The sequence below is a fragment of the Silvibacterium acidisoli genome (genome assembly GCA_022870745.1).
Lineage (GTDB): Bacteria > Acidobacteriota > Terriglobia > Terriglobales > Acidobacteriaceae > Silvibacterium.
In genome coordinates this window covers 948,155-971,784 of the sequence record CP085323.1, presented here as the reverse complement: position 1 = coordinate 971,784, position 23,630 = coordinate 948,155, and the positions used below count along the sequence as shown (strand labels likewise).

General features: G+C 55.0%; 17 protein-coding genes. 6 read left to right on the top strand and 11 right to left on the bottom strand.

Translation table 11 applies throughout. From position 1 onward, the window contains the following. Positions 1 to 89: 89 nt before the first annotated feature. The 8 genes from LJD29_RS04030 to aceE form a co-directional block, all read right to left on the bottom strand. A complete protein-coding gene (locus LJD29_RS04030) occupies positions 90 to 1,301 on the bottom strand; it encodes an alpha/beta fold hydrolase (protein WP_446744475.1) in 1,212 nt (403 codons plus the stop codon). A gap of 392 nt (positions 1,302 to 1,693) precedes the next feature. Continuing rightward, complete coding sequence (locus LJD29_RS04025; RefSeq protein WP_446744474.1) at positions 1,694 to 2,818, bottom strand: Gfo/Idh/MocA family protein; 1,125 nt, start codon at positions 2,816 to 2,818, stop codon at positions 1,694 to 1,696. A gap of 388 nt (positions 2,819 to 3,206) precedes the next feature. Then, on the bottom strand, positions 3,207 to 4,007 hold the full coding sequence (locus LJD29_RS04020; protein WP_446744473.1) for an SDR family NAD(P)-dependent oxidoreductase: 801 nt from the start codon (positions 4,005 to 4,007) through the stop codon (positions 3,207 to 3,209). A 100-nt stretch (positions 4,008 to 4,107) separates the two neighbouring features. Beyond that, on the bottom strand, positions 4,108 to 5,409 hold the full coding sequence (locus LJD29_RS04015) for a glycoside hydrolase family protein (protein ID WP_446744472.1): 1,302 nt from the start codon (positions 5,407 to 5,409) through the stop codon (positions 4,108 to 4,110). A 102-nt stretch (positions 5,410 to 5,511) separates the two neighbouring features. Continuing rightward, positions 5,512 to 6,870: a hypothetical protein gene (locus LJD29_RS04010; RefSeq protein WP_446744471.1), complete on the bottom strand. Its 1,359-nt coding sequence runs from the start codon at positions 6,868 to 6,870 to the stop codon at positions 5,512 to 5,514. A gap of 124 nt (positions 6,871 to 6,994) precedes the next feature. Beyond that, positions 6,995 to 7,924 (bottom strand): LysR family transcriptional regulator, encoded by a 930-nt coding sequence (locus LJD29_RS04005; protein WP_446744470.1) that lies wholly within the window; start codon positions 7,922 to 7,924, stop codon positions 6,995 to 6,997. 231 nt (positions 7,925 to 8,155) lie between these two features. Beyond that, on the bottom strand, positions 8,156 to 8,668 hold the full coding sequence (locus LJD29_RS04000) for a DinB family protein (protein WP_446744469.1): 513 nt from the start codon (positions 8,666 to 8,668) through the stop codon (positions 8,156 to 8,158). Positions 8,669 to 8,928: 260 nt separating this feature from the next. Beyond that, positions 8,929 to 11,631 (bottom strand): pyruvate dehydrogenase (acetyl-transferring), homodimeric type, encoded by a 2,703-nt coding sequence (gene aceE / locus LJD29_RS03995; RefSeq protein WP_446744468.1) that lies wholly within the window; start codon positions 11,629 to 11,631, stop codon positions 8,929 to 8,931. Between the two features lie 118 nt (positions 11,632 to 11,749). Here aceE and LJD29_RS03990 point away from each other — a divergent pair, with 118 nt between their 5' ends. Continuing rightward, positions 11,750 to 12,286: a helix-turn-helix domain-containing protein gene (locus LJD29_RS03990; RefSeq protein ID WP_446744467.1), complete on the top strand. Its 537-nt coding sequence runs from the start codon at positions 11,750 to 11,752 to the stop codon at positions 12,284 to 12,286. A gap of 146 nt (positions 12,287 to 12,432) precedes the next feature. Here the strand turns inward: LJD29_RS03990 and LJD29_RS03985 are convergent, their stop codons facing one another. Continuing rightward, positions 12,433 to 13,695 carry a condensation domain-containing protein gene (locus tag LJD29_RS03985; protein WP_446744466.1) on the bottom strand — a complete coding sequence of 421 codons (1,263 nt, stop codon included), beginning with the start codon at positions 13,693 to 13,695 and terminating at the stop codon, positions 12,433 to 12,435. 378 nt (positions 13,696 to 14,073) lie between these two features. Between LJD29_RS03985 and LJD29_RS03980 the strand changes: the two genes are divergently transcribed. From LJD29_RS03980 to LJD29_RS03970, 3 genes are all read left to right on the top strand, one after another. Continuing rightward, positions 14,074 to 14,820: a hypothetical protein gene (locus LJD29_RS03980; RefSeq protein ID WP_446744465.1), complete on the top strand. Its 747-nt coding sequence runs from the start codon at positions 14,074 to 14,076 to the stop codon at positions 14,818 to 14,820. Positions 14,821 to 14,894: 74 nt separating this feature from the next. Continuing rightward, on the top strand, positions 14,895 to 15,914 hold the full coding sequence (locus LJD29_RS03975; RefSeq protein ID WP_446744464.1) for a LacI family DNA-binding transcriptional regulator: 1,020 nt from the start codon (positions 14,895 to 14,897) through the stop codon (positions 15,912 to 15,914). Between the two features lie 355 nt (positions 15,915 to 16,269). Next, entirely contained in the window at positions 16,270 to 18,822 is a 2,553-nt protein-coding gene (locus LJD29_RS03970; RefSeq protein ID WP_446744463.1) for a glycoside hydrolase family 31 protein, read from the top strand. A gap of 189 nt (positions 18,823 to 19,011) precedes the next feature. Here the strand turns inward: LJD29_RS03970 and LJD29_RS03965 are convergent, their stop codons facing one another. Both LJD29_RS03965 and LJD29_RS03960 read right to left on the bottom strand, forming a co-directional pair. Next, positions 19,012 to 19,779 (bottom strand): LytR/AlgR family response regulator transcription factor, encoded by a 768-nt coding sequence (locus tag LJD29_RS03965; protein ID WP_446744462.1) that lies wholly within the window; start codon positions 19,777 to 19,779, stop codon positions 19,012 to 19,014. Continuing rightward, positions 19,776 to 20,912, bottom strand: coding sequence for a sensor histidine kinase (locus LJD29_RS03960; RefSeq protein ID WP_446744461.1), 1,137 nt, complete (start codon positions 20,910 to 20,912; stop codon positions 19,776 to 19,778). The genes LJD29_RS03965 and LJD29_RS03960 overlap by 4 nt, the downstream gene beginning before the upstream one ends. A gap of 130 nt (positions 20,913 to 21,042) precedes the next feature. On the opposite strand from LJD29_RS03960, the gene LJD29_RS03955 reads away from it, so the two are divergent. Both LJD29_RS03955 and LJD29_RS03950 read left to right on the top strand, forming a co-directional pair. Continuing rightward, a complete protein-coding gene (locus LJD29_RS03955; RefSeq protein ID WP_446744460.1) occupies positions 21,043 to 22,995 on the top strand; it encodes a pyrroloquinoline quinone-dependent dehydrogenase in 1,953 nt (650 codons plus the stop codon). Positions 22,996 to 23,281: 286 nt separating this feature from the next. Then, positions 23,282 to 23,626, top strand: coding sequence for a PadR family transcriptional regulator (locus tag LJD29_RS03950; RefSeq protein ID WP_446744459.1), 345 nt, complete (start codon positions 23,282 to 23,284; stop codon positions 23,624 to 23,626). Positions 23,627 to 23,630 lie beyond the last annotated feature (4 nt).

Below are 23,630 nucleotides of genomic sequence, written 5' to 3'. Positions count from 1 at the left end.
CAACTCAAGGAGCGCATTGGCCTGTTCTCGCCAGTTGAGATTACTTCCGAGAAGCCGACTTGTCGCTACCGGTTCGCTTGAAAGCGTCACTAAGGAAGTGTGGCTATAAACGTATCAATGTCATGAATAACTTCCGCCTCGTTCGAGCGGAAAATATAGTGATTCGCGTCTTTGATCAAAATGACATGTGCATTCTGACCGAGTGCCCTGAATGCATCTTCCTGTTCGCGAAGCCCTTTCAGGTTCACTGCGAAGCGTGCGGCTTTGTCCTTGGCCTTAGCGTCTGAATCCGTCTCCACAATCGGAGGAGACGGCTCATTGAAGATTGCGAGCAGAGGACACGTAATCTTGGTATAGATCTGAGCGCCATCGTGCACGGCTTGTGTGGCTTGAAACATACGGCTTTGTAGAGTTTCCGCTGATGGAGGGTTCTGATCGGGTACGGTCTCCAGAGCAGCGCTCATTTGTTTCAGGGATTCCCCGTACGCGGGTAAATCCGTATTGAGCATTTCGTGGATCAGTCTCTTCTTCTCTTGTGGCGTGGTGGCATCGCTGATTGCGTCAACCTTCTGCCTCATAGCACTCCAACTGACGGCAATGCTGTTTGGTGAGTGAACGTAAAGTGCGTAAGGGTAGCCTGCTTCCAGGTAGATAAGACCGGCCACGCTTTCCGGATGCCGACTTCCGATCGAACTCAATTCTTCTCCGGCTATGGAATGCCCTAGCAAAACTGGGTGATTTAGCTTTAGCTGGTTGATGACAGACAGAACGTCGTCACCGAGTCGGTCTGAAGCGTAGTTCTGCCACAGCATCGGCGGCGAGTCTGATGCGCCGAACCCCCTTCTAGTTATTCCATAGACGTGGTACTTCGTCGCCAGTTTGGGCGCGATCACGTCAAAGACATGCGCGGTGTCGCCTAGTCCCGAGAGCAGGACCAGTGGACGTCCTGAACCGCCCCAATCCAGCACCTCTAATCTGATTCCGGGCTCTACGGTTATGAGCGTAGCTTTGTGGATTGTGTGGTCTACAGCCCAGCTCGTCTTTGCTGTAGCGCGATCAAGTTGGAGAGGAATTCCTGCTCCATCCGGGCTCCATTTCCAGATACCTCTGATGGCTTGTGCATTTGGCGTAAGGGCACCTTCGAAAGTTGCCCCGTAGGAGGGCAGACTGAATCGAAGCGTACCGCGCTCGAAGGTTATCGGGTCCAACTTGTTTGTGAGTTCATGATCGACGGCAAGGAGTTGAGCAGAGAGAGAACCTCTACTGTCTTGGGTAATAATCAGTACAAGCCGTTCCTTCACGGCCCCAGGCAGCAATCCTTGCCAAGTGCCCACGGCACTTTGAGCGCACAGGTTTAGAGTGCACAAGCAGAAACCATACGCCAATATGGCAAACAGCAGCTTGCGGTGGGGGAATCTTCGACGGTGGGTCATCACATCTTAAAGACGCTTAGATTTATAAAGCGCTTGGCGATTTTTGTAGCAAGAGTGACCCTTAAGGCCTAGTCCCGAGAAGCGGGCTTCTCGTCGGTTGAGATCTTGATGAACGCCAAATCGCCTCCGTGCTTGCCGAGGCCAGATTGCCTGTAACGTTTCTATTGTGTACGACAGCGGCCTCGAGGCCGCTCATATCCGTAAGAAGAGCAGACGGCAGACCAATACCCTATTGCTGCCGTCTTTGCAATTCAACACTCTCAGGGCAATGGTTTCAGAGTCACTGTCTTACCTTGCTCTATCGAGGTGCGCGCAGCGTCGAGAATCTGCACGACGATCATGTTTGTCTCAAGCGAGGACAAATCTCCCTTGGGGTCGATCTCGTGGTGCAGCACCGCGGCGAGGTAGTCGAGTGAGTTGCTCTCGTTCTGCCTGAGTTCCGGTGCAGGGTAGATGGCAGATTCCACCTTTTGTCCCTTATATCGTGTCACGATGTTGCCGGGACCGACGGTGAAGATCTCACCTTCGTTGCCATAAACCTCCATGTTCTTGACTGCGAAGCTCCAGTCCCAGCTCGGCATGAGAATGGCCTGCATGCCGGGATAGGCCACAATCACCGTGGCGTCGTCCTCGGTCTTCGTGTAGATATCCGGCTTGTGCGTTTGAGCAAAGGCGGTAACGCTCAAGGGTGTTGCACCTTTGTTGATGACGGTAGCCAGATCGGCGCCATAGCATCCAAAGTCGAAGAGCGCTCCTGCACCGTTCTGCTTGGGGTCGGTTAGCCACGGCAGCCACTCGGGGCCAACGCCAATCTCTTTCGGGCCTTCATGACCGTCACGGACCAGAATCTTTCGAACGGTGCCGAGCTTGCCAGCGCGGGCCTCGCGAAGGGCTTCAGCGTTTGAGTTGTACCAGGTGGTCTCGTAATTCACGAGGACCTGCACGTGATGTTCCTGCGCAGCGTTGCGAATCGCGATGGCATCTTCGACAGTCGTGGCCAATGGCTTTTCGACCATGCTGTTCACGCCATGGCTCGCAGCGATTTCGATGACTTTCCGATGTTCCGCGATCGTTCCGTAAGCAAGGACCGCATCCGGGTGCAGCTTGTTGATCATTGTCTCTTCGTCTGTATAGAAGAGCGACGGATCAAGTTTGTATTCATTGCGGTACTGCTCGGCTAGTTGCTGGTTAGGCTCGACGATGGCGACAAGCCTGGCGCTGGAACTGTCAGGCAGGGTATGCAGGAAACCTCTTACATGGCCGTGTGTAAGGCCAACGATGGCAACGCGTATGGGAGGTTTGGCAGCAGATTGCGCGAGAAGGGAGATCGCTCCCGCGGAAATCACAACGGATGCTGTAAGCATCAGGCGGACGTAACGCAGCATGTTAAAGTCTCAATCCGGAAAAATTAGGATGCACGACCCCGATCAGGAGGGGTAGCGTTCCCTGGCCATCCTATCGCGTCTTGCGAAGAGACGGCCATAGATGTCACTCAGAAACCAGTCAGAGAGAGCGGTAGGCCATCCATCAATTTTGCAAAGGAGATCAACTTGAGCGAGGAGAATGTGGCCGATCAGCATCCGGACATAACGCTGGGGATTGAGGGCAGGATATGAAAGAGACGGCGTAAGCCACGGCCACTGGCGGCCTACCTGGACAGTCTATATTCGAGTCCGTCGCCGCTCCTCCATGGCAAAGTTGGCATGTACACAGATCGGCGGGAGACCTGCACAGGTTCAAGGTCTCCGGCCCGCTGTTCGTACCGCACTCAGGTCAATTGATCGTCGGCACCATTCCACCATCTACGCGCAGATTGGCCCCGGTGATGAAGTCAGCCAGCGGACTTGAAAGAAAGGCAACGGCATTCGCGATATCCGCTGGTGCGCCTATCTTGCCTGCGGGCAGCCGGGTTCGTTCCACGTAGGCGTGCTCGAAGGCTTCGAAGTCATATTCTTGGCCTTGTGCCGCGGCCATTTTCTTTGCAAGGCCTTCCATGCCAGGAGTGCGAATGGGTCCCGGGCTGACGGTATTGGCCGTGACGCCGGTTCCGCCAAGTTCCCGGGCAAGAGAAACCGCCTGCGCGATCATGGCTGTTTTTGTGGTCGCGTAGTTCGCGGCCGGAGAACCGGGCATAGAACCAAGATAGCTTCCAATCATGATGATGCGACCCCATTTGCGTTCGACCATCGCCGGAGCGATCAGCGTGACCAGACGAACGACGGAGCCGACGTTGGAGTTATAGAGATCAGTCCAATCGCTCGCCGTTGTCTGCAGCCATGGTTTCATGGGGAAAGCCCCAGCGTTGTTCACGAGGATATCGATACCGCCGAAAGCAGCGGTTGCAGTCTTGACCACTTCTGCTACCTGGTCATCACTTGCGAGTTCGCCGATTGCTGCGAACGCTCTTCCGCCTGCGCTGACGATCTCTTGCACGATACGATCTGCTTCGGGCTTGCGTCGACCATGAATGATGACGCTGGCTCCCTCTGCCGCGAGTAATTTCGCCGTTTGCTTACCGATGCCGCTGGTGCTACCGGTGATGAGGGCACACTTGCCGGTCAAATGAAGATCCATTGAGCAAACATCCTTTCGTCTATTGCGTGGTTTGGGCGCAGGACCTCACAGCCGCACTGCTGCGAAGCCAGGCGCTGTCGTCTGGGGAGTGCTGGATTCTTTATGAGCCGGTAACGGGTTGTAGCCAGTTCACGAGGTCTTGCGGTGAGGTATCCGAGACTGTTGCCCCCGATGGGATTTGCACCTGAAGCTTGATGTAATACGGCCGGCGGTGAGTGCCCTGGTAGAGTCCGCTTGAATCGGTGGGAGCATCTGAGGGATCGTAGCCTGCAAAGCTAAGATAGTAGTCCCCGTTCGCATCGGTGATGATCGCTGGGACGCCGGGCGCCAGCACCTGGCTCGCCACATAGTTTGGCCACTGAGCGATCTGCGACTGCAGCAGGTACTGCACCTCGGCGTGATTCGGCTGTCCCCAGACTCCCGCGGTGTCGATTTTTTGCACCCTCTGGTAGTAAGTGCCCGATTGCGGCAGGAAGGTATCGGACCAGGCAATGCCGGCCTTGTAGTCAGGCCGGTTATAGGTTCCATCCGAATACGTCATCACATACTTGCCCTGGATCTTTGTGATGTTTCCGGTTTCGATCAGTTTGACGGAGCTGGAAGAGTTCAAGCCATCAGCGTACTCGGAGTTATATCCTCCATCGCTGGTTTCAGGCCCCAATAGTGGCACGGGGCTGCTCATAGCCGGCACGGATGCCGACACCATCGCCTGGGCCACAACGCCGTCCTGATCCTTGCCCACATTCTTGTTGTAGGTCAGGTACAGCGTGCCGGAGTCTTCGAAGTATTTCCCATCGTAATCATCTGTATCAGGCGTGCTCAGCGAGCCAACGAGCAGCGCGTCCGCGATCCAGGACGTTGGTATGCCCGAAAAGGCTCCCTTCGGTTGAGCATGGAGAATGACGTTCCAACTCGTCGATGAGTTGGTAAGGTGAGCTGTCACGGCCATCTGCCATGCGCCGCTGCTGTCCTGATAGATATTGAGGCCTTCAAAGTTGTTGATCGAGGAACCGGCAGCTTGCGTCTTCGTGGTGAAAGGACCCGGGTCCAGGGTGATTCGCGTGGAGGTGAAGCAGGCCGGTTGAAGCGAACCTGAGCAGGAAAGCAGTTGCTGTGTCGTTCCGCTGAACGTCGGAAGTCCGGATGATGTGCTCGAAGAAGTCGTGTGGATCGGGTATGGATCTTGAAAATAGCCGGTTCCGGCACTGACGTTCACGTTCGTCATTGGCTGAATGCTGATCTGCGAGGAAGAAGGCCCTGTACCGCCTGAAGGTGAGGTTGTGCTCGATGACGAGCCGCATCCCAGTAGCGCGAGCGAGCTTGCAAAAATGATCGCCGCAATCAGCAGAAAATTTGCCCTCAGTCTACCGCTGGGCTTCAGCGTGAACTCGTTGTTCGTCAAGATTGTCTCCCTGAAAAGGTTTTGCTTATTGCGCAAGAGGTCGGTGCTGCTCGGCGCAGAGTAAAGACGTTCGTATACGTTCGCGCGTCTTGCTTCGACCTGTCAGGATCCACCCGCGGGCTGCAGGCCGATGAAGTCATCGGCCACCCCAAGCGAGAATTGATTACCAGTCCCGCTCGATCCGCTGATCGACCCCTGGGGACACGTTGCGTTGCAGAATAAGGCCCCAAGCCAATAGACCGGAGTGGCGTACGGATCAGACGGATTGTTGCCTTTGACCTGACCGGTTTGCTGGTATGGCAGCGAATAGGTCGTCACAACGAAGTTGTTCTTGTTAAAGAAGTCCTGCGCCTGCGCCAGAAAATTGGTATCGCCGACGAAGCGGTCTGTGAACCAGTTCGGAGACACGGCATCGCCAATCGATAGAAAATCCACCCATTCCTGGTGGGTGATCGGGTTACCGGATTTTCCCCGGGCCACCGCGTAGTTGTAGAAGCCGAGCACGGTCTGATTTCCGAGCGGGTCATTGGCGACAGAAGCCATGGCATCAGCCGCATAGGCCGGGCTCTTCGACTTGAATTGCGTGCTGATGGGGTCCTTAAGGAACGGCAGGAAGTAGCTCACCAACGAGAATTCCGAGCTAATGAATGTCTTTGACGGCACCTGTGTCCGCGCGAAGCTTACTGCCCCCACCAAGCCGCTATCCAGCGAGCTGAATCGACCATTCTCGGCTCCGTCGTCGCCGTTGAACGAAGCAACATGCAGATGCAGGTCGATACCGGCCACAGATGGATTGCTGTTGGCGTAGCTGAGCAACGCTTTCGCAGCGGCGGTTTGTGCATAGGGTTGCTGTAGATCGTTGAATGCGCCAACGTAGATCGGAACGGATGTCGATTGCTTCGCACGATACGCGATGTCACTGTCCGTCATCTGCTGATAGAAGGTCGCGACCGTCATATCGGAGAAGGGGTTAGTCTCGAAGGGCTCATTGCCCGATACAAGGATATCGATGCTGCCGTAGACATAGTCGAGGGCGGTGTTCGTGCATGCGACGACTGCGTCATATTGCGGCCCGCTGAGAGGCGGCTCTTCCTTCGTGCCATTGACAGTGAAATCATATTTCAGTGTGAAGACAATCTTGTACTTGTCTGCATAGGTCTGATGGATCATCCTCAACTCATTGAGTTCCGGATCGTCTGTCACGTCGCAGCTGTTGGCCGCCTTCAGGGCCGCTGTCACGTCATAGAAGGCACGGAGCCATTTCGCGTGTGTTCTGGAAAACTCCGTATCGTCGGTGCCGAACCGTTGTGGCAGCCCGTCGAAGTCCAGGCCGAGCTGGTTGCCGGCCGACGGAGGTGGGTTCGTTCCTGTTGGCTGGCTGCCGACTATGCCACTGCCTCCGCAGCCAACGCATGCGAACAAAAAGATCGCAAGTCCAACAAAGCCTACTCTATGCCGCAATCATCGCCTCCGTGACAGTGCTTGTCACCACCAGATCCCGCTGGAATTCGGAAATACGATGTGACGCACGACACGTGAGATGCGTGTACCGCTCGTATAGCACCTCATACCGTTGGTATGAAGATCAATCGCTCTTCGGGGAAGAGATCGGCGCCATCAGGGGATCGTTCTTGATCAGTGTGGTCAGAAACTCCATGAACACCTGCGTTCTCGGCGGCAGAATTCGCTTCGAGGGATAAAGAAGGTAGATGGGAAAACGCCGCGGCGGATACTTCGGAAGAAGATGGCGCAGCCTTCCTGATCGAATATCTTCAGCCACCAGCAAATGTGACAAGACCGCGATGCCTTCACTCGCAAGCGTCGCGCGATAGACCGCAGCTGCGTTGTTCGTTTGAATGCGGGCCTTGACCTGCACTGCAATCTCCGAGCCCACTTCTTCCGGATCGCTGAACCACCATCGCGAGTCGAGCGCCCAGCGTGGATGAACAATGGAGTCGTGATGCTGTAGGTCCGCGGGGTGACGCAACGGTGGATGAGCTGCGAGATATGTAGGCGTCGCAACCAGATACGCAGTCGTATGCCCGATCAGCCGAGCGATCGTCGATGAATCGTCCAACGGCCCAAGCCTGATTTCAAGATCGAGTCCATCTTCCACAAGGTTGCTGGCGCCATCCCGCAGTACCATATCGATCGTCAGGTCTTCGTGCTCGCGAAGCAGGGGCTTCAGCCGCTCGCTCAGAAATAAGCCAAGCGCAACAGGCATGGCGACTTTGACGCAACCGACCGCCTTGCCCCGGCGTTCGCCAATCGCTGATTGAAGAGCATCCGCCTCGTCCACGAGCCGCTGAGCAGGCTCCAGCAGATCGCGGCCTTCTTCGGTCAGTGTCACTGCTTGCGTGTTCCGCTGGACAAGCAGCATTCCGAGATGTTTTTCAAGCGCGCTCACCTGGCGCGAGACCGACGGCTGAGTTACGCCGCGTTCGTTCGCTACCGCGGAGAAAGATCCTGTCTGCGCCACACGCAGGAACGTTTTTAGCCCATTGATAAGATCCACTCCTTGAATCTACTCCTCGCAGTGGCGCTCCTGAGAGAAAGGTCGTGAACTGTTACAGATCTGGAAGAAATTCTGGCCATGTTCCGTCGAGAATAGGTGCATTCTCGCAAGACTGGTTGCCCTCTTGGCAAGTTCACCAACTGTTGTCGAAGCAATTGCTGCTTCGGCCTGTGATCGGGGGGCGAACCGGCCGGATGACGTGAAGGTCCTTAATCTCGAAAACTGAAACGCCTACAGCGTTAGCAGTGAATGTATTGTCGCCAGATGGTGATCGTCGTGCTCGGCGACAAAGTACAAGTGATCAGCGATGCCCATGGGAACGCACAGCCGCGGATGCTGAATGCTTTTCGAGATTTGAATGACAGTGGGATCTTCGATCCTGCGCAACAGCGCCGCACGCGCGCTGCTGAACGCATGCAGTATCGCGGCGAGGGATTTGGCATTGTGATCGGCTTCATCAGTTCTACTGTTTCGTAGATCCGTCGGCGTAAGCTCCGATGCGCCGTTTGCAAAGTCCTCTACACGAGAGAGCCAAAGCGGCTCGATGTCGAGCAAGTGCCCGGCATGTTCCTGGATCGACCATTGCCCGTGCTGCTTCGATTTCAACCGTTCGGAGTCGACATCCTTTAGAAGCGCCTCCAGCCTTACTGGAGTTCCTCGCAATCGGCTCGCGATATGAGGCAGGAGTTCGACGGAAACCGGGAATGGAAAACTTCGGGAGAACCATGGAGTGAGTTCTGACATAGGCTCCTTTGCGGTGGTTGAGACGCCACGCTGAAGATCGCTGCCATCAATGTTAGAACGCTTACTTATGAGAAGCCGAGTTGCGTAGTATCGCGTCTCCCTCTTCGGCCATAAACTGCTGGACGTCTAGTTTTGAGAGGCGATCCTGGTCGATAGGCACCCTGACGTAAACGGGATCGATCCCATACACGCGCAACCATTTTCGAACCAATGGCGAGGTCCTGCGGCACGCCGGTCTGAGTTCTCGTTGGGGGATCGAGTTACGCATGAGCTGCATCCGGTTTGTCAGGATCGATGCCAAGAGAGGCAATTGCCTGCCCAACAAGATCTGCGGAAACATGGCCATCTTTGGCCAGTGCGGAAAGCGCTGCGATGGCGATGTTCTCAGCGTCGATTTCAAAATGACGACGCAGACGCTGGCGGTTCTCGCTCCGGCCATAACCATCCGTTCCGAGAGCGACCAAACGTCCGCTAAGCCAGGGAGCCAGGCCGTCCACGACAATTTTCATGTAATCGGTGGCTGCGATGATTGGCCCGTCGTGCCCGCTAAGCACCTGGAGTAGATAGGGGACCTTTGCGGGAGCACCTGGATGAAGCCGGTTCCAACGGTCACATGAGAGAGCATTCCGGCGAAGTTCGCTGAAGCTCGTGAGACTCCATACATCTGCATCTATGCCAAATTGATCGGACAGAATCTGCTGAGCGCGCAGTGCCTCGTTCAGGATTGGGCCAGAACCGAAGAGTTGGACCTTTGCCTGATTTTTTTTGGCCGACTTCAGCATGTAAAGGCCCTTTAGAATCCCGTCCTCAATTCCCGGTGGCATCGGCGGTTGAGCATAGTTCTCGTTATAGACCGTGAGGTAGTAGAAGATGTCTTCTTTCGCTTCATACATGCGCCACAGTCCGTTACGAACGATGACTGCAATTTCATAGGCGAACGCCGGATCGTAGGCTGCGCAAGTCGGCAAGGTGCTCGCCAGCACATGGCTATGGCCGTCTTCGTGCTGAAGTCCTTCTCCAAGGAGTGTGGTTCGTCCCGCGGTTCCGCCGATCATGAATCCTTTGCCACGCGCGTCTCCAAATGCCCAAGCGAGGTCGCCTATCCGTTGAAAACCGAACATGGAATAGAACACAAAGAAGGGAATCATGGGCACGCCAAAGTTTGCGTACGCAGTGCCAGCGGCAGTGAAGCTCGCCATCGATCCGGCCTCCGTAATTCCTTCTTCGAGAAGCTGACCGTCTTGCGACTCGCGGTAGTAAAGGAACTGGCTGCTATCGACCGGCGTGTAGAGTTGGCCGTGCGATGCGTATATGCCGATCTGGCGAAACAGAGATTCCATGCCGAAGGTGCGTCCTTCGTCTGGAATGATCGGCACGATGTACTGTGCGATATCTTTCTGCTTAAGCAATGCATTGAGAACAGCATTGAAGCCGGATGTCGTCGAGGCTGCGCGTCCTTTGGTCCCCTCCAGAACACCATCGAAAATGCTGAGTGGCGGCGCAGTGAAAGCGATTTCTTTGTGCGCGTCGCGGCTCGGGATATAACCGCCGAGGCGCTCTCTCCGCTCTCGCAGATACTGGATTTCCTCGCTTTGCGCACCCGGATGGTGAAGGTCGAGATTGTCTATCTTCTCATTGGGGAGGTTCATGGAAAATCGATTGACCACGTATGCGAGTTGACTGTCCTTCAGCTTCTTGGCGTTGTGTGCGAAATTACGTCCTTCGGCCGCATCGCCCAGACCGTATCCCTTGATAGTCTTCACGAGAATCACGGTCGGGCCGCCAGGGTGTTCGTACGCCTGCTTATATGCGTTGTAGACCTTGACCCGATCGTGGCCTCCCCTGTTCAGCGCAGCGAGTTCGTCGTCCGTCAGGTGTTCCACTGATTGCAGCAGCTCAGGATACTTGCCGAAGAAATGTTCGCGAAGATAGGCGCCGCCCAGGGCTTTGAACGCCTGGTACTCACCATCGACGCATTCCGCCATGCGCTGACGCAGAAGTCCTGTACGGTCTTGAGCAAGCAGATCGTCCCACCTGCTACCCCACAGGCACTTGATGACATTCCAGCCTGCACCGAGGAAGTTTGCTTCAAGCTCATCGATGATCCTCCCATTACCCCGCACGGGGCCATCGAGGCGCTGCAGGTTGCAATTAATCACGAAGATGAGATTGTCCAGCCCTTCACGGCTGGCGACGGTGAGAGCGCCGCGCGACTCAGGCTCGTCCTGCTCGCCATCGCCTAGAAATGCCCAGACCTTACGATTCGAAGCAGGGATAATGCCTCGATTTTCGAGATACTTGATGAAGCGGGCCTGATAGATCGCATTGATCGGGCCGAGGCCCATCGAGACCGTCGGGAACTGCCAGAAGTCGGGCATCAGCCACGGATGAGGGTACGAGGATAGTCCGGGGTGGTCACGGAGCTCGTGCCGGAAGTTGTGCAGGTGCTCCGCCGTGAGCCTGCCTTCCAGATAGGCTCGGGCGTAGATTCCCGGTGAAGAATGTCCCTGGAAGTAAACCAGATCTCCTGCCGCACCCTGCACTGAACCGCGAAAGAAATGATTGAAGCCTACCTCTAGAAGTGTCGCCAGTGACGCGAAGGAGGACATATGTCCGCCGATGTTCTCGTCGTGCTTATTCGCGCGAGCCACCATGGCAAGGGCGTTGTAGCGGATGAGATTTTCAATATTTTCTTCAATGCGTTGATTGCCCGGATAGTCGACCTCCTGGGCGCGAGCGATGGTATTCACATAAGGACGAACGCCTGCGCTCAACCTGGACACGCCGGCCGAGCCAGCATGCCGCAGTAGCGCTTCAAGCAGCAAAACGGCCTCACGTGGGCCGTCTGCGGCAATCACCTGGTCCAGGGCCTCCAGCCATTCGGATGCCTGCCCTGGATCTGCGCCCTGGTAGTCTATTTCTCCAACTGAGTCCGGCACGCTTTGAACTACATAACCTGGCATGTTCATCTCCTGCAAATTCGCTTTACCGAAGCGTTCTCTACAGACGATAGCCCTATGGACAACAAGTTGTCCATAGGGCGTTATTTTGTCCGATGCCCATCTGGGCGATACTAAGCTCATGTCAGTTCCCAGCAGAATTCGCCATCTTCGACGAAAGAACGGTTTGACGCTGGAGGCGCTAGCCGGATCAGTCGGTATACATAAAGGGCATCTTTCTCGAATCGAAACCGGCGAGAAAGCGCCATCGCTTGCGACGCTCGAAGCGATTGCGAGAGCGCTCCGGGTTGGGATGGCGGAGTTGTTCGGCGAAAAGGCGAACGAACACGAGATCACAGTCGTCCGCCAGTCGGAGAGAATTACCACGGGAGATGCGGGTACTTATCTCATCGAGGCGCTCATCGCTGGATCAGCGTCGCGTCCTCTTGCTTCGTACATTGTTGTGCCGGGGCGTACCTTTCTGGATCATGATGTTCCTGACCACGTCGGACAGGAATTTCTCTATGTTCTTCAAGGACGAGTCGAGGTAGCCGTTGCAGATCAGTTGATCACTCTGAGTGTTGGAGATTGTGCAACCTACGACGCCGCACTGCAGCACAGGCTTCGAAGGCTGGGCTCAGCAGTCGCCAAAGTCCTGGTGGTTCTGGGGAAAAACTAGCCGGCTTTGGATTATGTCGCTTCTCATGCTGCCGTTCTAATCTCTTCGGAGGGGAAACAACTTCGATCTCTTAGCTGTGTGTATTGAGCGCGCTGCGTCTCTGTCCGTAAAGCTGAAGTCGCGTTTTTCAGTCGATCGAGGACAGGCTAAGAGCAGGCCTTGGACAGAATCTCTCGGGCGCTCTCGAGTAAATGTTCAATAGGCTGTTTGCTGATTTGTGTCAGATTCATCGATCCATCCAGGGTGCAGACGCCGATCGTCTGCGTCTGCGTCGCGCCTCCGTTATTTCCTGTGGCAATGGCCTTCAAGTGAAGATCGCCATAATCGACAACCGGGCGGTATGCAGCAAAGTCCGTAATCATTAGTTCGTACTGTATCGGGCTTTTTATCAACCGCTGCAAGAATGCAGCGGGAGTCTGCTCATCCGTTGTAAGTTCGTCCATCTGACGGACGAAGGCTAGTCTAGCCTCTGCGCTACGGGGCTGAGCTAGATCGGCACGATATTCCCGAGCCATTTCCCAGAAGGGACGATCCCCGGCCGGCCGCAGGAAGGTGATCAGCGGAATGGTGAGCATCCCGGGCAGGTTGTTCGCATTGGGAAGGGCTCGCCTGACATCGTGCGGTGTGTTGCAATACAACCCATCTCTAAGCCATTCGGCGCGAGTTCGGCCCCCTGCCAGTTGCATGGCTGCCATCAGGGCACCGTGCGGCGTGGTTCCCTCTACTCGAGCTCGTTGCTCAATGCCTGAAGTCAGTTCGCTGCTGAGCTTGAGATACCGCGTGTACACGCGAGTATCCACTGTTTCGTAATCGTTTTGCTTTTCCCACTCAGCGTCGCCCAACACTTTTCGATATCCCCCGCGGTCTGGGCTGCCAACGGCGTCGCGCAGTGAGGTCCATGCTCCGACCGACGAATGCCTGGAAGCACCACTGGCGGCGCGAAGCAAATCCTGTAACAGAAGTAGAGATCCCATCCCGTCGTACAAGCTGTGGTGAGCGAGAACGGCCACGAGACTCTCGTTTGGTCCGCGGATAATCGCTGCGCGAACCAATGGGCCTTCTCTGAACTGAAAGGGCTTGGCCAGTTCGGCCTCAAGAAATGTAGTCATCTGCTGGATCGGGTGCGAATCGATGACGGAGATGGGAGCCAGTCCCTTGCTTCTAACGAAGCAAGGACGCTCACCTGGTTCTTTGCAAAGTTGGGTATGCAGCAAGGGGTGATAAAAATGAAGGTCCTCCCATGCCTTTCTCCATCGCCCCTCCTCAACTGAACCGGTGAAGTGAACCATCTGGCAATGCAGTGCGGGAGAAACCTGCTCCATGTAAAAGAAGAACTCTTCAAAAGAATCGAGACTACGAAGCTTGTGCTCAAGGCTTGCACTGTGCCTGTCTGTAATCGATGCGTTCATATTTCGTATCCCTGACTGGTAATCCAAACCTATCAGCTTGAATTCCCTTCGATTACAAAGTTCAACGAAGAGCCGATTGTTTGGCGGATATATTCCCTACATTGGCACTTGAGGGCTGGTACTGGATGCTCGGCACGATGTCACGGGTGTTTCCACAGTAGATCCAGGCAGACAGTTGCATGGCCTTACAGGCCTGTTTTTTCGTCATTGCGAGAGGTGAAGAGCTGGCAACGGGCATTCGTTGTGCGCTTGAAAGGTGTATAGTTTCGTCCTCACGGCGCGATGGTTTTTTCGAACTGCATGCTGAAGACGGCGAGAAGCTTGCACTTGAAGGCAGGGAATCCTGGGTAGGCCCGAATCCCGTAGCGGAGATCGGTAATGGATGCGGTCTTAAGAAAAGATCGGTTGAAGGGATATTTCAAAAGGCACTATCGAGGTGTCTCTGTGTGGGGCGCCACCATCCTGTTCGTCACGTTCTCGGTAAAGGAATACCTTTCGGAGAGAGAGAAAAACCTTCTGGCCGGCATCAGGGCGGTTGAGGCGACAAGCGACGACTGTGCAAGGCTTATTGAGCTTTCAAACAGAATTGCTGATACAGCCTGGACTGGAAACGGAGATCGGATCTCCACGCAAACCTTCGCGCAGCGGCCGAACGATATTTTACAAGCGCGCGCTGGTCTCGCCGCTGACATGCGTGTGTCGATGTTGTTAGACAGCGAGCTCTACGATGCTGATGAAATCTTTGGCGCTGTCCCTCACAGTAAGAAGACCGAGGGATTGAGGAAAGTAGCCAGGGATGCGCAAACTGCAATTAACTCCGACCGGGAAAACGTGGGTTCCCTGCCGAACTCGACGGACGATAACGCCCGGCCGTTGAGTCCAGATCAAATCTCGCACCTGGAAAAGTTTCACAAGGACGTTACCCTGTTTGCGCAAGCGGTCCCTGCCTTTGCGTTAGAGGCGGTCTCGGTTGCCAGGCAGGCTGAGCAGTCAGGAGATCGTTTTTTGCAGGGTTTCACGATTGCCGGCTATGTGTTGTATGTCATAGGGTGGCTCCTCACCGTCATTGGTAAATTGAACGAGCCCGAGGGGGGCAGGGCAGCAGAGACAGATGTGGGAGGATAGCGGAGAAGGTACCGGTATCAAACGGTATTTTTAGCGAGAGAAGTTGGCAGAACTGAGATAGTTTTGTAGTTGCTATGAACATGCGGGACATTGCCCGGCGAGCGGGTGTATCGAGTGCTACCGTTTCCCGTGTCATCAACGGGTCGCCACTGGTCCGTGAGAAGACTGCAGCGCGGGTGCGGAAGATCCTGGAGGATGTGAAATTCATCCCCAACCCTTCCGCGACAACTTTGAAGTATGGACGCAGTAAGACTTATGGACTGGTAATCCCTGACATCACGAATCCGTTCTACGCGGAGTTTCTCGGCATATTTGAAGAACTCATGACGGAAATTGACCATGAGGTGCTGGTCACGGTTTCGGAGTCTCCAGAGAAGCTAGAGAAGAATGTTCGCCGCATGTTGATGAGACAGGTCGACGGCGTCGTATTCATGGGCTCGGAGTTTGATACTGAAAAGGTGGATGCACTGTTCCGCCACCGCATCCCGTTAGTTACAGTAGATCGCCGTGTGGCGGAAGAAGGCTGTAGTGACGTCGCCGTCGATTTCAATGCGGGATACCTGGAGGCGGTACGGCACCTTTGCCTGCTGGGACATCAGCGGCTCGGTTTTATTGGCGGCATCGAAGGTTTGAAGACCTCCGCCGATCGGCTGAAGGCCTTTCGGAAAGCGGTTGAGGCGGCGGATCTTGTCTACCGGGAAGAGTTGGTAACTGGCGGCGACTACCGCATCGCTGGTGGAGAACAGGCCTTGTTTACATTGATGAAAAGCCGCATCAAGCCGACGGCCATTCTCACGGCAAATGATATGACGGCCTTCGGCGCCGTCCGCGGACTGCATCGACTGGGCTTGAGCGTTCCTGGTGATGTCTCTGTCATCGGCCTCGATGACGTTCTCATGGCTGAAGTTCTACAGCCCGCGCTTACCACCATTCGTATTCCACGGAGGCGCCTGGCAGATGAATGCCTGAAAGCGTTGAACTACACAAAGGAAGACGTGGATCGCAAAGGTCGTTGCTTTACGGTAAAGCCGGAATTGAAAGTGCGTGAAAGCACCGGACCGGTAGGCGTCGCCAAACGCAGCAAGCGCGTCTGACGCAACCTGGAAAGGATCCTGTGATTTGCCTTTTCGCTACACCGGCAGTTCGTAAATCCGGGCGTGCTGACGGACAATACGAATAGCAAGCCTGCGAATGCTCTTTGCCTTGTCACGAAGCATTCCACAATCTTGATTTCTGCAACTCGCGAGCAGTTTGAGAAGCAGGCAAAACTGACGAGAAATGGGGTAATACGTGCAGCCGTTGTTTCGGGTGGGAATCTTTTTCTGCGCTGGTCTTATTGCGTCTTGTCAGTCCGCGTCCGCACAAGCTACGGGGACAGACAACCCTGTTGCTGACCCTGCTGCTGTGGTTGTAGCAGGTCACGCCCGGTTTACAGTGCTGACGCCTCAGATGATTCGCCTCGAGTGGGCGGCGGACAAACATTTTGAAGACCATGCCTCGCTGGTGTTTATCAACCGGCGCATGCCCGTACCCAGGTTTACACAGCATCACTCGAAGTCGAGAGTCGTGTTGGATACCTCCGCCCTGCATCTCGACTATCACCCTGCATCTGGATCGGACGGCCGCTTTGCGCCCGAGAACCTCACGATCACGTTGAAATTCGAGGGTAATTCAATCCAGTGGCATCCGGGGATGGAGGATACGAAGAACCTGCTGGGCACAACACGAACGCTCGACGGAGCCCGGGGCAGTGTCCTGAAATCTCCGATGGAGCAGGGGCTGCTCTCACGTGCCGGCTGGACGCTGGTGGACGATTCGGACAGAAACCTCTTCGACTCGACGAATTTCGAGTTCAAGCAAGGCGAGAAAAGTCCGTGGCCGTGGGTGATGCCGCGGGCCGCCGGGGAACGGCAGGATTGGTATTTCTTCGGATACGGTCACAATTACAAACAGGCTCTGCAGGACTATGTGCAGGTGGCAGGCCGTATCCCTCTGCCGCCACGCTTCGCTTTCGGGGCATGGTGGTCGCGTTACTGGGCATACAGCGATCGGGAACTCGACAACCTGGTTAGCGGTTTCCGCAACAACGATGTACCGCTCGATGTGCTGGTCATCGACATGGACTGGCATCTGAACAAAGCTCAGTTGGAAGCAAAGCATGAGACCGATCAGTCGGAGAACAACCTGGGTTGGTCAGGGTATACATGGAATCCTCTGCTCTTTCCCGACCCGAAAGAGTTTTTGGGTCATTTGCAGGAGGAAGGTCTGAAGGCAACACTGAACCTTCATCCTGCCTCCGGTGTGCAGCCGTTTGAAAAGCCATATCCCGAGATGGCGCGCGCGATGGGCATTGATCCGGCGACGAAGCGATATGTGCCATTCGATATCACCGACAAGAAGTACGCACAAAACTATATGGACCTGCTGCATCACCCCTTAGAGAAGCAGGGCATAGACTTCTGGTGGCTTGACTGGCAGCAGGAGAAGACGACCAAGGTGGCAGGCCTGAACCCTACCTGGTGGCTCAACTATGTCCACTTCACCGATCAGGAGCGTGAAGGCAGGCGACCGCTGCTGTTTCACCGCTGGGGAGGTTTAGGGAATCACCGGTATCAGATCGGTTTTTCAGGGGATACCGTTTCAGTCTGGGATTCGCTGGCGTTTCAGCCATGGTTCACCGCAACAGCGGCAAATGTTGGCTATGCGTACTGGAGCCATGACATTGGCGGTCACATGCCGGGAGCCGTGGATCCGGAACTGTACACACGCTGGATTCAGTTCGGCGTGTTCAGTCCTATCCTGCGTACACATACGACCAAGAATGCAAGCGCGGAACGCCGGATCTGGGCATATCCGGAACCATACTCCGACATAATGAAGAGCGCGTTCCATCTTCGTTATGCAATGGAGCCCTACCTCTACACGGAGGCACGTCATACCTATGATTCTGGAGTAGCGTTTCTGCACCCGCTCTATTATGAGTGGCCAGAGGAAAACGCTGCATACGAAAGCAAGAGTGAATATATGTTCGGAAGTCAGATGATCGTGGCGCCCGTGGTCACTTCAGCCGACCCGAAGACACAGCTGGCTGTGGTGAAGTTGTGGATCCCCGAAGGTGACTGGATCGAGCGTTGGACAGGGAAGCACTTCCACGGTCCGATGGAAGTGCAGCGAAGCTACTCCATTGACCAGATCCCGGTTTTTGTTCGGGCCGGTGCAATCATTCCGATGCAGCCGCCCATGCAGTACACGGGACAGAAGCCTGTAGACCCGCTGTTGATTGAGGCTTACGCTCCTGCAAGCGATAAGGCATCGACCTACACACTGTATGAAGACGATGGCCATGCAGAGGATTACAAGAACGATGTAGCTGCCTGGACGACGATCGACACGCAGCAGGATCAGGGAGATCTGGTCGTTCATATCGACCCGGTGAAGGGAAGCTATCCTGGAATGCCTGAGCAAAGAAGTTATCAACTCCGCTTGCCCGCAAGCTGGCCGCCTGATTCGGTCACAGTTGGAAATACAAAGCTTGACTTTGTCGGGCGAAATGAAAATGCCACAGGCTGGCGTTTTGAAGGGCAGACGATGACTACGGTTATTCGTACGCCCGAGTTTTCAGTCCATCAGGCAGTCGAGATCAGGCTGCACCATTCCGCTGCATCCGTGAATCACTCTGCAATTCAGAATGGTTTTGCCGGCTCGCTCCAGCGGCTCCAGATGGCCTACGACGAGCTGAATAATCTATACCCGATTGCTGCTCCACCCGATCCGCTCATCCTCGCCAGCCAGACGGGCGACCGCCTGACGTATCACCCGGAGAATGCTGCAGAGGAGCTTGCGGCCTTCAAACAAAGATACGCCGACGCTATGCAATCGGTGGAGAGCCTTTCTGCAACAGTCAAATCAATGAAGGCACCGGAGGAGGGCGAAGATGCACGGACTAAAGCATTGGAGCAGATCCAACGGGTTGAACTTCAACTACAGGATGGCAGACCGTAGGCATCTTGATGTGTACCGTTCACAGATCGTGAAGGAAATAGAGCAAAAGTAGAGCGCAGGGTCGGACATCCGAGGTTGCCGGCAGGTCTGGCTAACGATTCCGATCCGGCGACGTGGGAAGGGCGCTGCTGAAAGATTTTGTCTGGCATTGTACGGTCGACTTGGCCGTGCATTCAGAGAGGCGCGCTTTCAAATCTTTCGAAGCAAATCGGAATGCCGATCGAGATAGCGACGGGTCCACATGAGCGTCTGACCGGATCGCAGTATGACGCGGTATTCGCCATGAGTCCATTTTTGCAGCTCATCAATGAAATCCATGCGGATCAGTGCGGATCGGTTGATTCGCAGGAAGTATCCCGAGTCGAGTTTCTGTTCTATACCTTCAATCGTTCCGCGCACAGTGTAAGTGTGACTTCCAAGATGCAGCTTAACGTAGTTGCGATCCGCTTCGGCCCAGTCGATCAAATTCAAGGCGACCAGTATTCCACGGCCATTCTCTTCAACGAGCAATCGTGGATTGCGTGGCGAGCGGACCTCTTTTTGCAGATGTTGCGGGCCGACATGCGATTCACGTTGCCTCACTTTTACGGCCTCATGCCTCGCATCGGCGAGCACTTTGGAGAAGCGCGTCTGATCGAAGGGCTTTAAAAGATAGTCGAAGGCATGAATCTCTAGGGCGCGAAGCGCATACTCATCGTGTGCGGTGACGAAGATGATTTTTGGACTCACTTCTCCCAGAGCATCGACAATTTCGAAGCCATCCATCCCTGGCATCTGGATATCCAGAAATATAAGGTCGGGCCGAGTGTCTCGCACGCCGGAAATCGTGTCCGGGCCGTTACTCGTTTCGCCGACTATGACAACATCCGGCTCTTCAGCAAGAAAGCGCAGTAGCTTTCGCCGGGCAGGCGCCTCATCATCCGTCACAAATACGCGCAGAGTAGATGCAGGATTCATATCGATACTGCCTCAGTATGTAAAGGAAGGCGGATCGTTATCCGAAGACCATTCGCGTTTTCAAGCAGCATCTGCTGACGTGTTCCATACAAACTGAGCAATCGCTGCTCTGTATTTGAAAGCCCAATACCTTTGCTCATTTGATCGCTGGAATCAACGCTCATTCCCGGCCCGTTATCCTGCACTCGAAGCAGAAGGTTACTGTCTTCCTGTATTGCCGCTATGCGTAGAGCGAGCTTCGATGTTTGAGGGTTGCGTCCGTGGCGCATCGCGTTTTCGACGAGTGGCTGGAGAATCAATTGAGGAACGAGGGTACGCATGACATGCGGGTCCACTGCAAATTCCACCTGCAGGTGATCTCCAAACCGTTCTTCCATGATCGCGATATAGCTCTTCACCAGAGCAAGTTCCTCTCCAAGAGGAACTTCCTGTGAGTGGCCTGTCTGCAATGTGCGCCTGAGCAAGTCGCTGAGCCGCGCCAGCATGGCGTCAGCACGACGCACATCGTCGTACATCACGGACGAAATGGTATTCAAGGCGTTGAACAGAAAGTGCGGCTGTAACTGAAGTTGGAGGTTTTGCAACTGTGCTTCGGCAAGGCGCGCTTCAAGGTCTGCCGATGCTACCTGACGGTCGCGAGCCTCGCGGTAGGAATCGAATGCGTAGATCCCTCCTACCGCGAACCAGAAGAAGAGAACGTGTTGTGCGAACTCCATCGGATAGCGGTACAGCATGATGCCGTAGTCGTATTGGCCCAGACCAAACAAGGGAGACAGCAGGCTTCGCACAATGCTCATGCCGGTGGTGTCCGCCACCGAGAATGCGCACATGATCAAGAGATTGATCGGCACCATAATCCGCCAGTTGTCGCGACGGATACGGAACCGTCGTATCGCCCAAATCACAAAAGGAAATAACGCCAGCCCGACGTATGTCCCGGTCATCTCTTCGAAGAGATGAATCGCAAACGTGTGATGTATTCCTCGAGCCAGATTGTCGAGGTAGCGGTATTCAAAATTGAAGAACCCGAACGCCGTAAATCCGAGGAACGAGAGGAGCCATGAAATTCCGGGCTGCATCCAGCGGCTGGTATTCTCGGCGGCTTGGTGATTGGATTGCACGGGTAAATACAAGTTACCGCAATCGCGGGGTGGTTCGAATACCAAGTTGCGAAGCGTTGGCTAATATCCACCTGGTCCCTGCCGCAGGCCTGGTCGTCCCCATTTCGTTGCCGAGGGATATCTTTCGCCGTAGTAGTTTCTTATGAAACTTCAAAGATGGCTGCGTCTTGCTCGTCTTACCGTATTCGTCTGGATTGCAATCAACATTGGCCCCCACTCCCAAGCCGAGGTTGGATCGGAATCGGACTGGCCCAACTACGGCAATGATCCGGGCGGTATGCGGCATTCATCTCTTTCTCAAATTAACCGGGAGAACGTAGAGAAGCTTAAGGTCGCGTGGGTCTTTCATACAGGAGACATCTCCAATGGCGAGAACGGTAGAAAACGAAGTGGATTCGAAACCACTCCACTTCTTGTGGACGGGAAGCTTTATCTCACAACGCCTTTCAATCGGGTTATCGCGCTTGATCCTGTGACAGGGAAACAACTCTGGTCCTACGATCCCGGGATCGATCAGAGCCTCGATTATGGAGATGGTCTTATCAATCGAGGTGTAGCTACCTGGCTTGACTCGTCGCTCGCAGCAGGAAAGATGTGCAGGCGTCGAATCTTCGAAGCGACGCTCGATGCCCGATTGATTGCGCTGGACGCAGGAACCGGAGCTCCGTGTCCGGGCTTTGGCGGGTCGGGACAAGTAGATCTTCGGAATGTTCCGGGCTATCGGCACTCTGGCCTGGGACAACACACTTGGGGCTGGTATCACATGACCTCGCCTCCGGTAACGATCGACGATATGGTCATCGTCGGATCCTCTATTGACGACAATCATAGAGTCGACATGCCATCAGGTGTTGTACGGGCTTTCGATGCGCGTACCGGAGCCTTGCGGTGGAGCTGGGATCCAATTTCTCGGAGTCGATCAGGCGTTGCTTCCGCTTCTAATATCGGGGCGGCAAACGCCTGGTCGATTATGACGGTGGATTCGGCGCGTGACCTGGTTTTTATTCCCACTGGGAGTGCGAGCCCGGATTATTATGGCGGGCTCCGTCCGGGAGATAACAAGTGGGCTAACTCCGTTGTGGCTCTTCATGCCAGATCCGGAACAGTGGCGTGGGGCTTCCAGTTGGTGCATCACGATTTATGGGATTACGATACTGCCGCTTCTCCTCTGCTGGCCACATTGCCGAGAGATGGAAGAAACATTCCAGTTGTTATCCAGGGAAATAAGACAGGGTTCCTGTATGTACTTGATCGCGACACAGGCAAGCCGGTTTTCCCGGTTGAAGAACGAGCTGTCCCGCCGAGCGATGTACCCGGCGAGAAGGCCTCGCCAACTCAGCCCTTTCCGCTCTTGCCGCCCTCTCTCGTTCCACATCACCTTTCGGTCGAAGATGCTTGGGGGCCAACTCCGGCGGATCGTAAGGCGTGCAGGGAGGCCGTGGCAAAGCTCCGCAATGAAGGTATCTTCACCCCTCCCAGTGTGCAGGGTACTTTGGCAATCCCTGGCAACCTTGGCGGTATGAACTGGAGTGGCTATGCTTTCGACCCACGACATAATCTCCTGATCGTGAACACGAACAATCTCATCGCCCGCATACGATTGATTCCGCGCGACAAGGCCGATTCCGATAACGAAGATGGAAACTATGGGCCGCAACTCGGCACTCCTTATGGAATGCGCCGGCGCTTCCTGCAATCTCCATCGGATTTGCCGTGTGGAGCACCTCCGTGGGGAACACTGACTGCCGTCGATATGGCGAAAGGAGCGATCCGCTGGCAAATTCCTTTCGGCTCGATGCGGGGCTTTGGTGGCGAGCACGGTTCCACACCGCCTGGTTCTATCAGCCTGGGGGGACCAATCACCACGGAGGGCGGTTTGGTTTTCATCGCAGGCACTACCGACTCGCGTATTCGGGCATTCAATGTCGAGACTGGTGAAGAGCTCTGGAGTGCGGCATTACCTGCTGCTGGAAACGCGACGCCAATGACCTACGAGGTAAATGGAAAACAATACGTTGTGATCGCCGCAGGTGGCCACCAGGCAATTTCTGAGGAGTCTCTTGGGGATGCAGTAGTCGCGTTCGCTTTACCTTAGCTATATGTCTTTGTGACTGTTACCAATGAAGGTTGCTGATCGCTTTTCGCCATGTGTGCTGGCGAGCTGGAAAGATTGACGCATGGCGATCTGTATCTTTAGCGGCGTGTAGCCTGCGGTTAGCTGGGGCGCCGCCGTCGATGAAGTCGCCGGGGGCGATCCTGCTCATATGGGGTGGGCACTCTGAGAACACTGGGAGCATCTTTCCGGATAAGCGGGATCCCGCAGCAAATATTTCCGCAAATACCTATTTTCAAAATAGGTATTTGCGGCTAATATTGCTTGCATGGCAAAGAAGCCCGCACATCGTGATCTCTTTCCCGGCGCCCTGGAGGTCATGATTCTCCAATCGCTACGCCTCAGGCCGATGCATGGTTATGCGTTGGTGAAGCATATCAAGCAGGTCTCCGATGACCTGCTCCGGGTGGAGGAAGGCTCTCTTTATCCGGCTTTACAGCGCATGCTCAGAGAGGGCTGGCTGGAGACGGAAAGCGGGATATCGGCCAAAGGGCGTCCTACGCGAATCTACCGGCTCACGGATACCGGTATTCGCCATCTCGAAGGCGAGATTCTGAGCTTCGAGAAGATGTTCACAGGCTTTCATCGCGTACTTGCTGCAGCCAAAGCATAAGAGG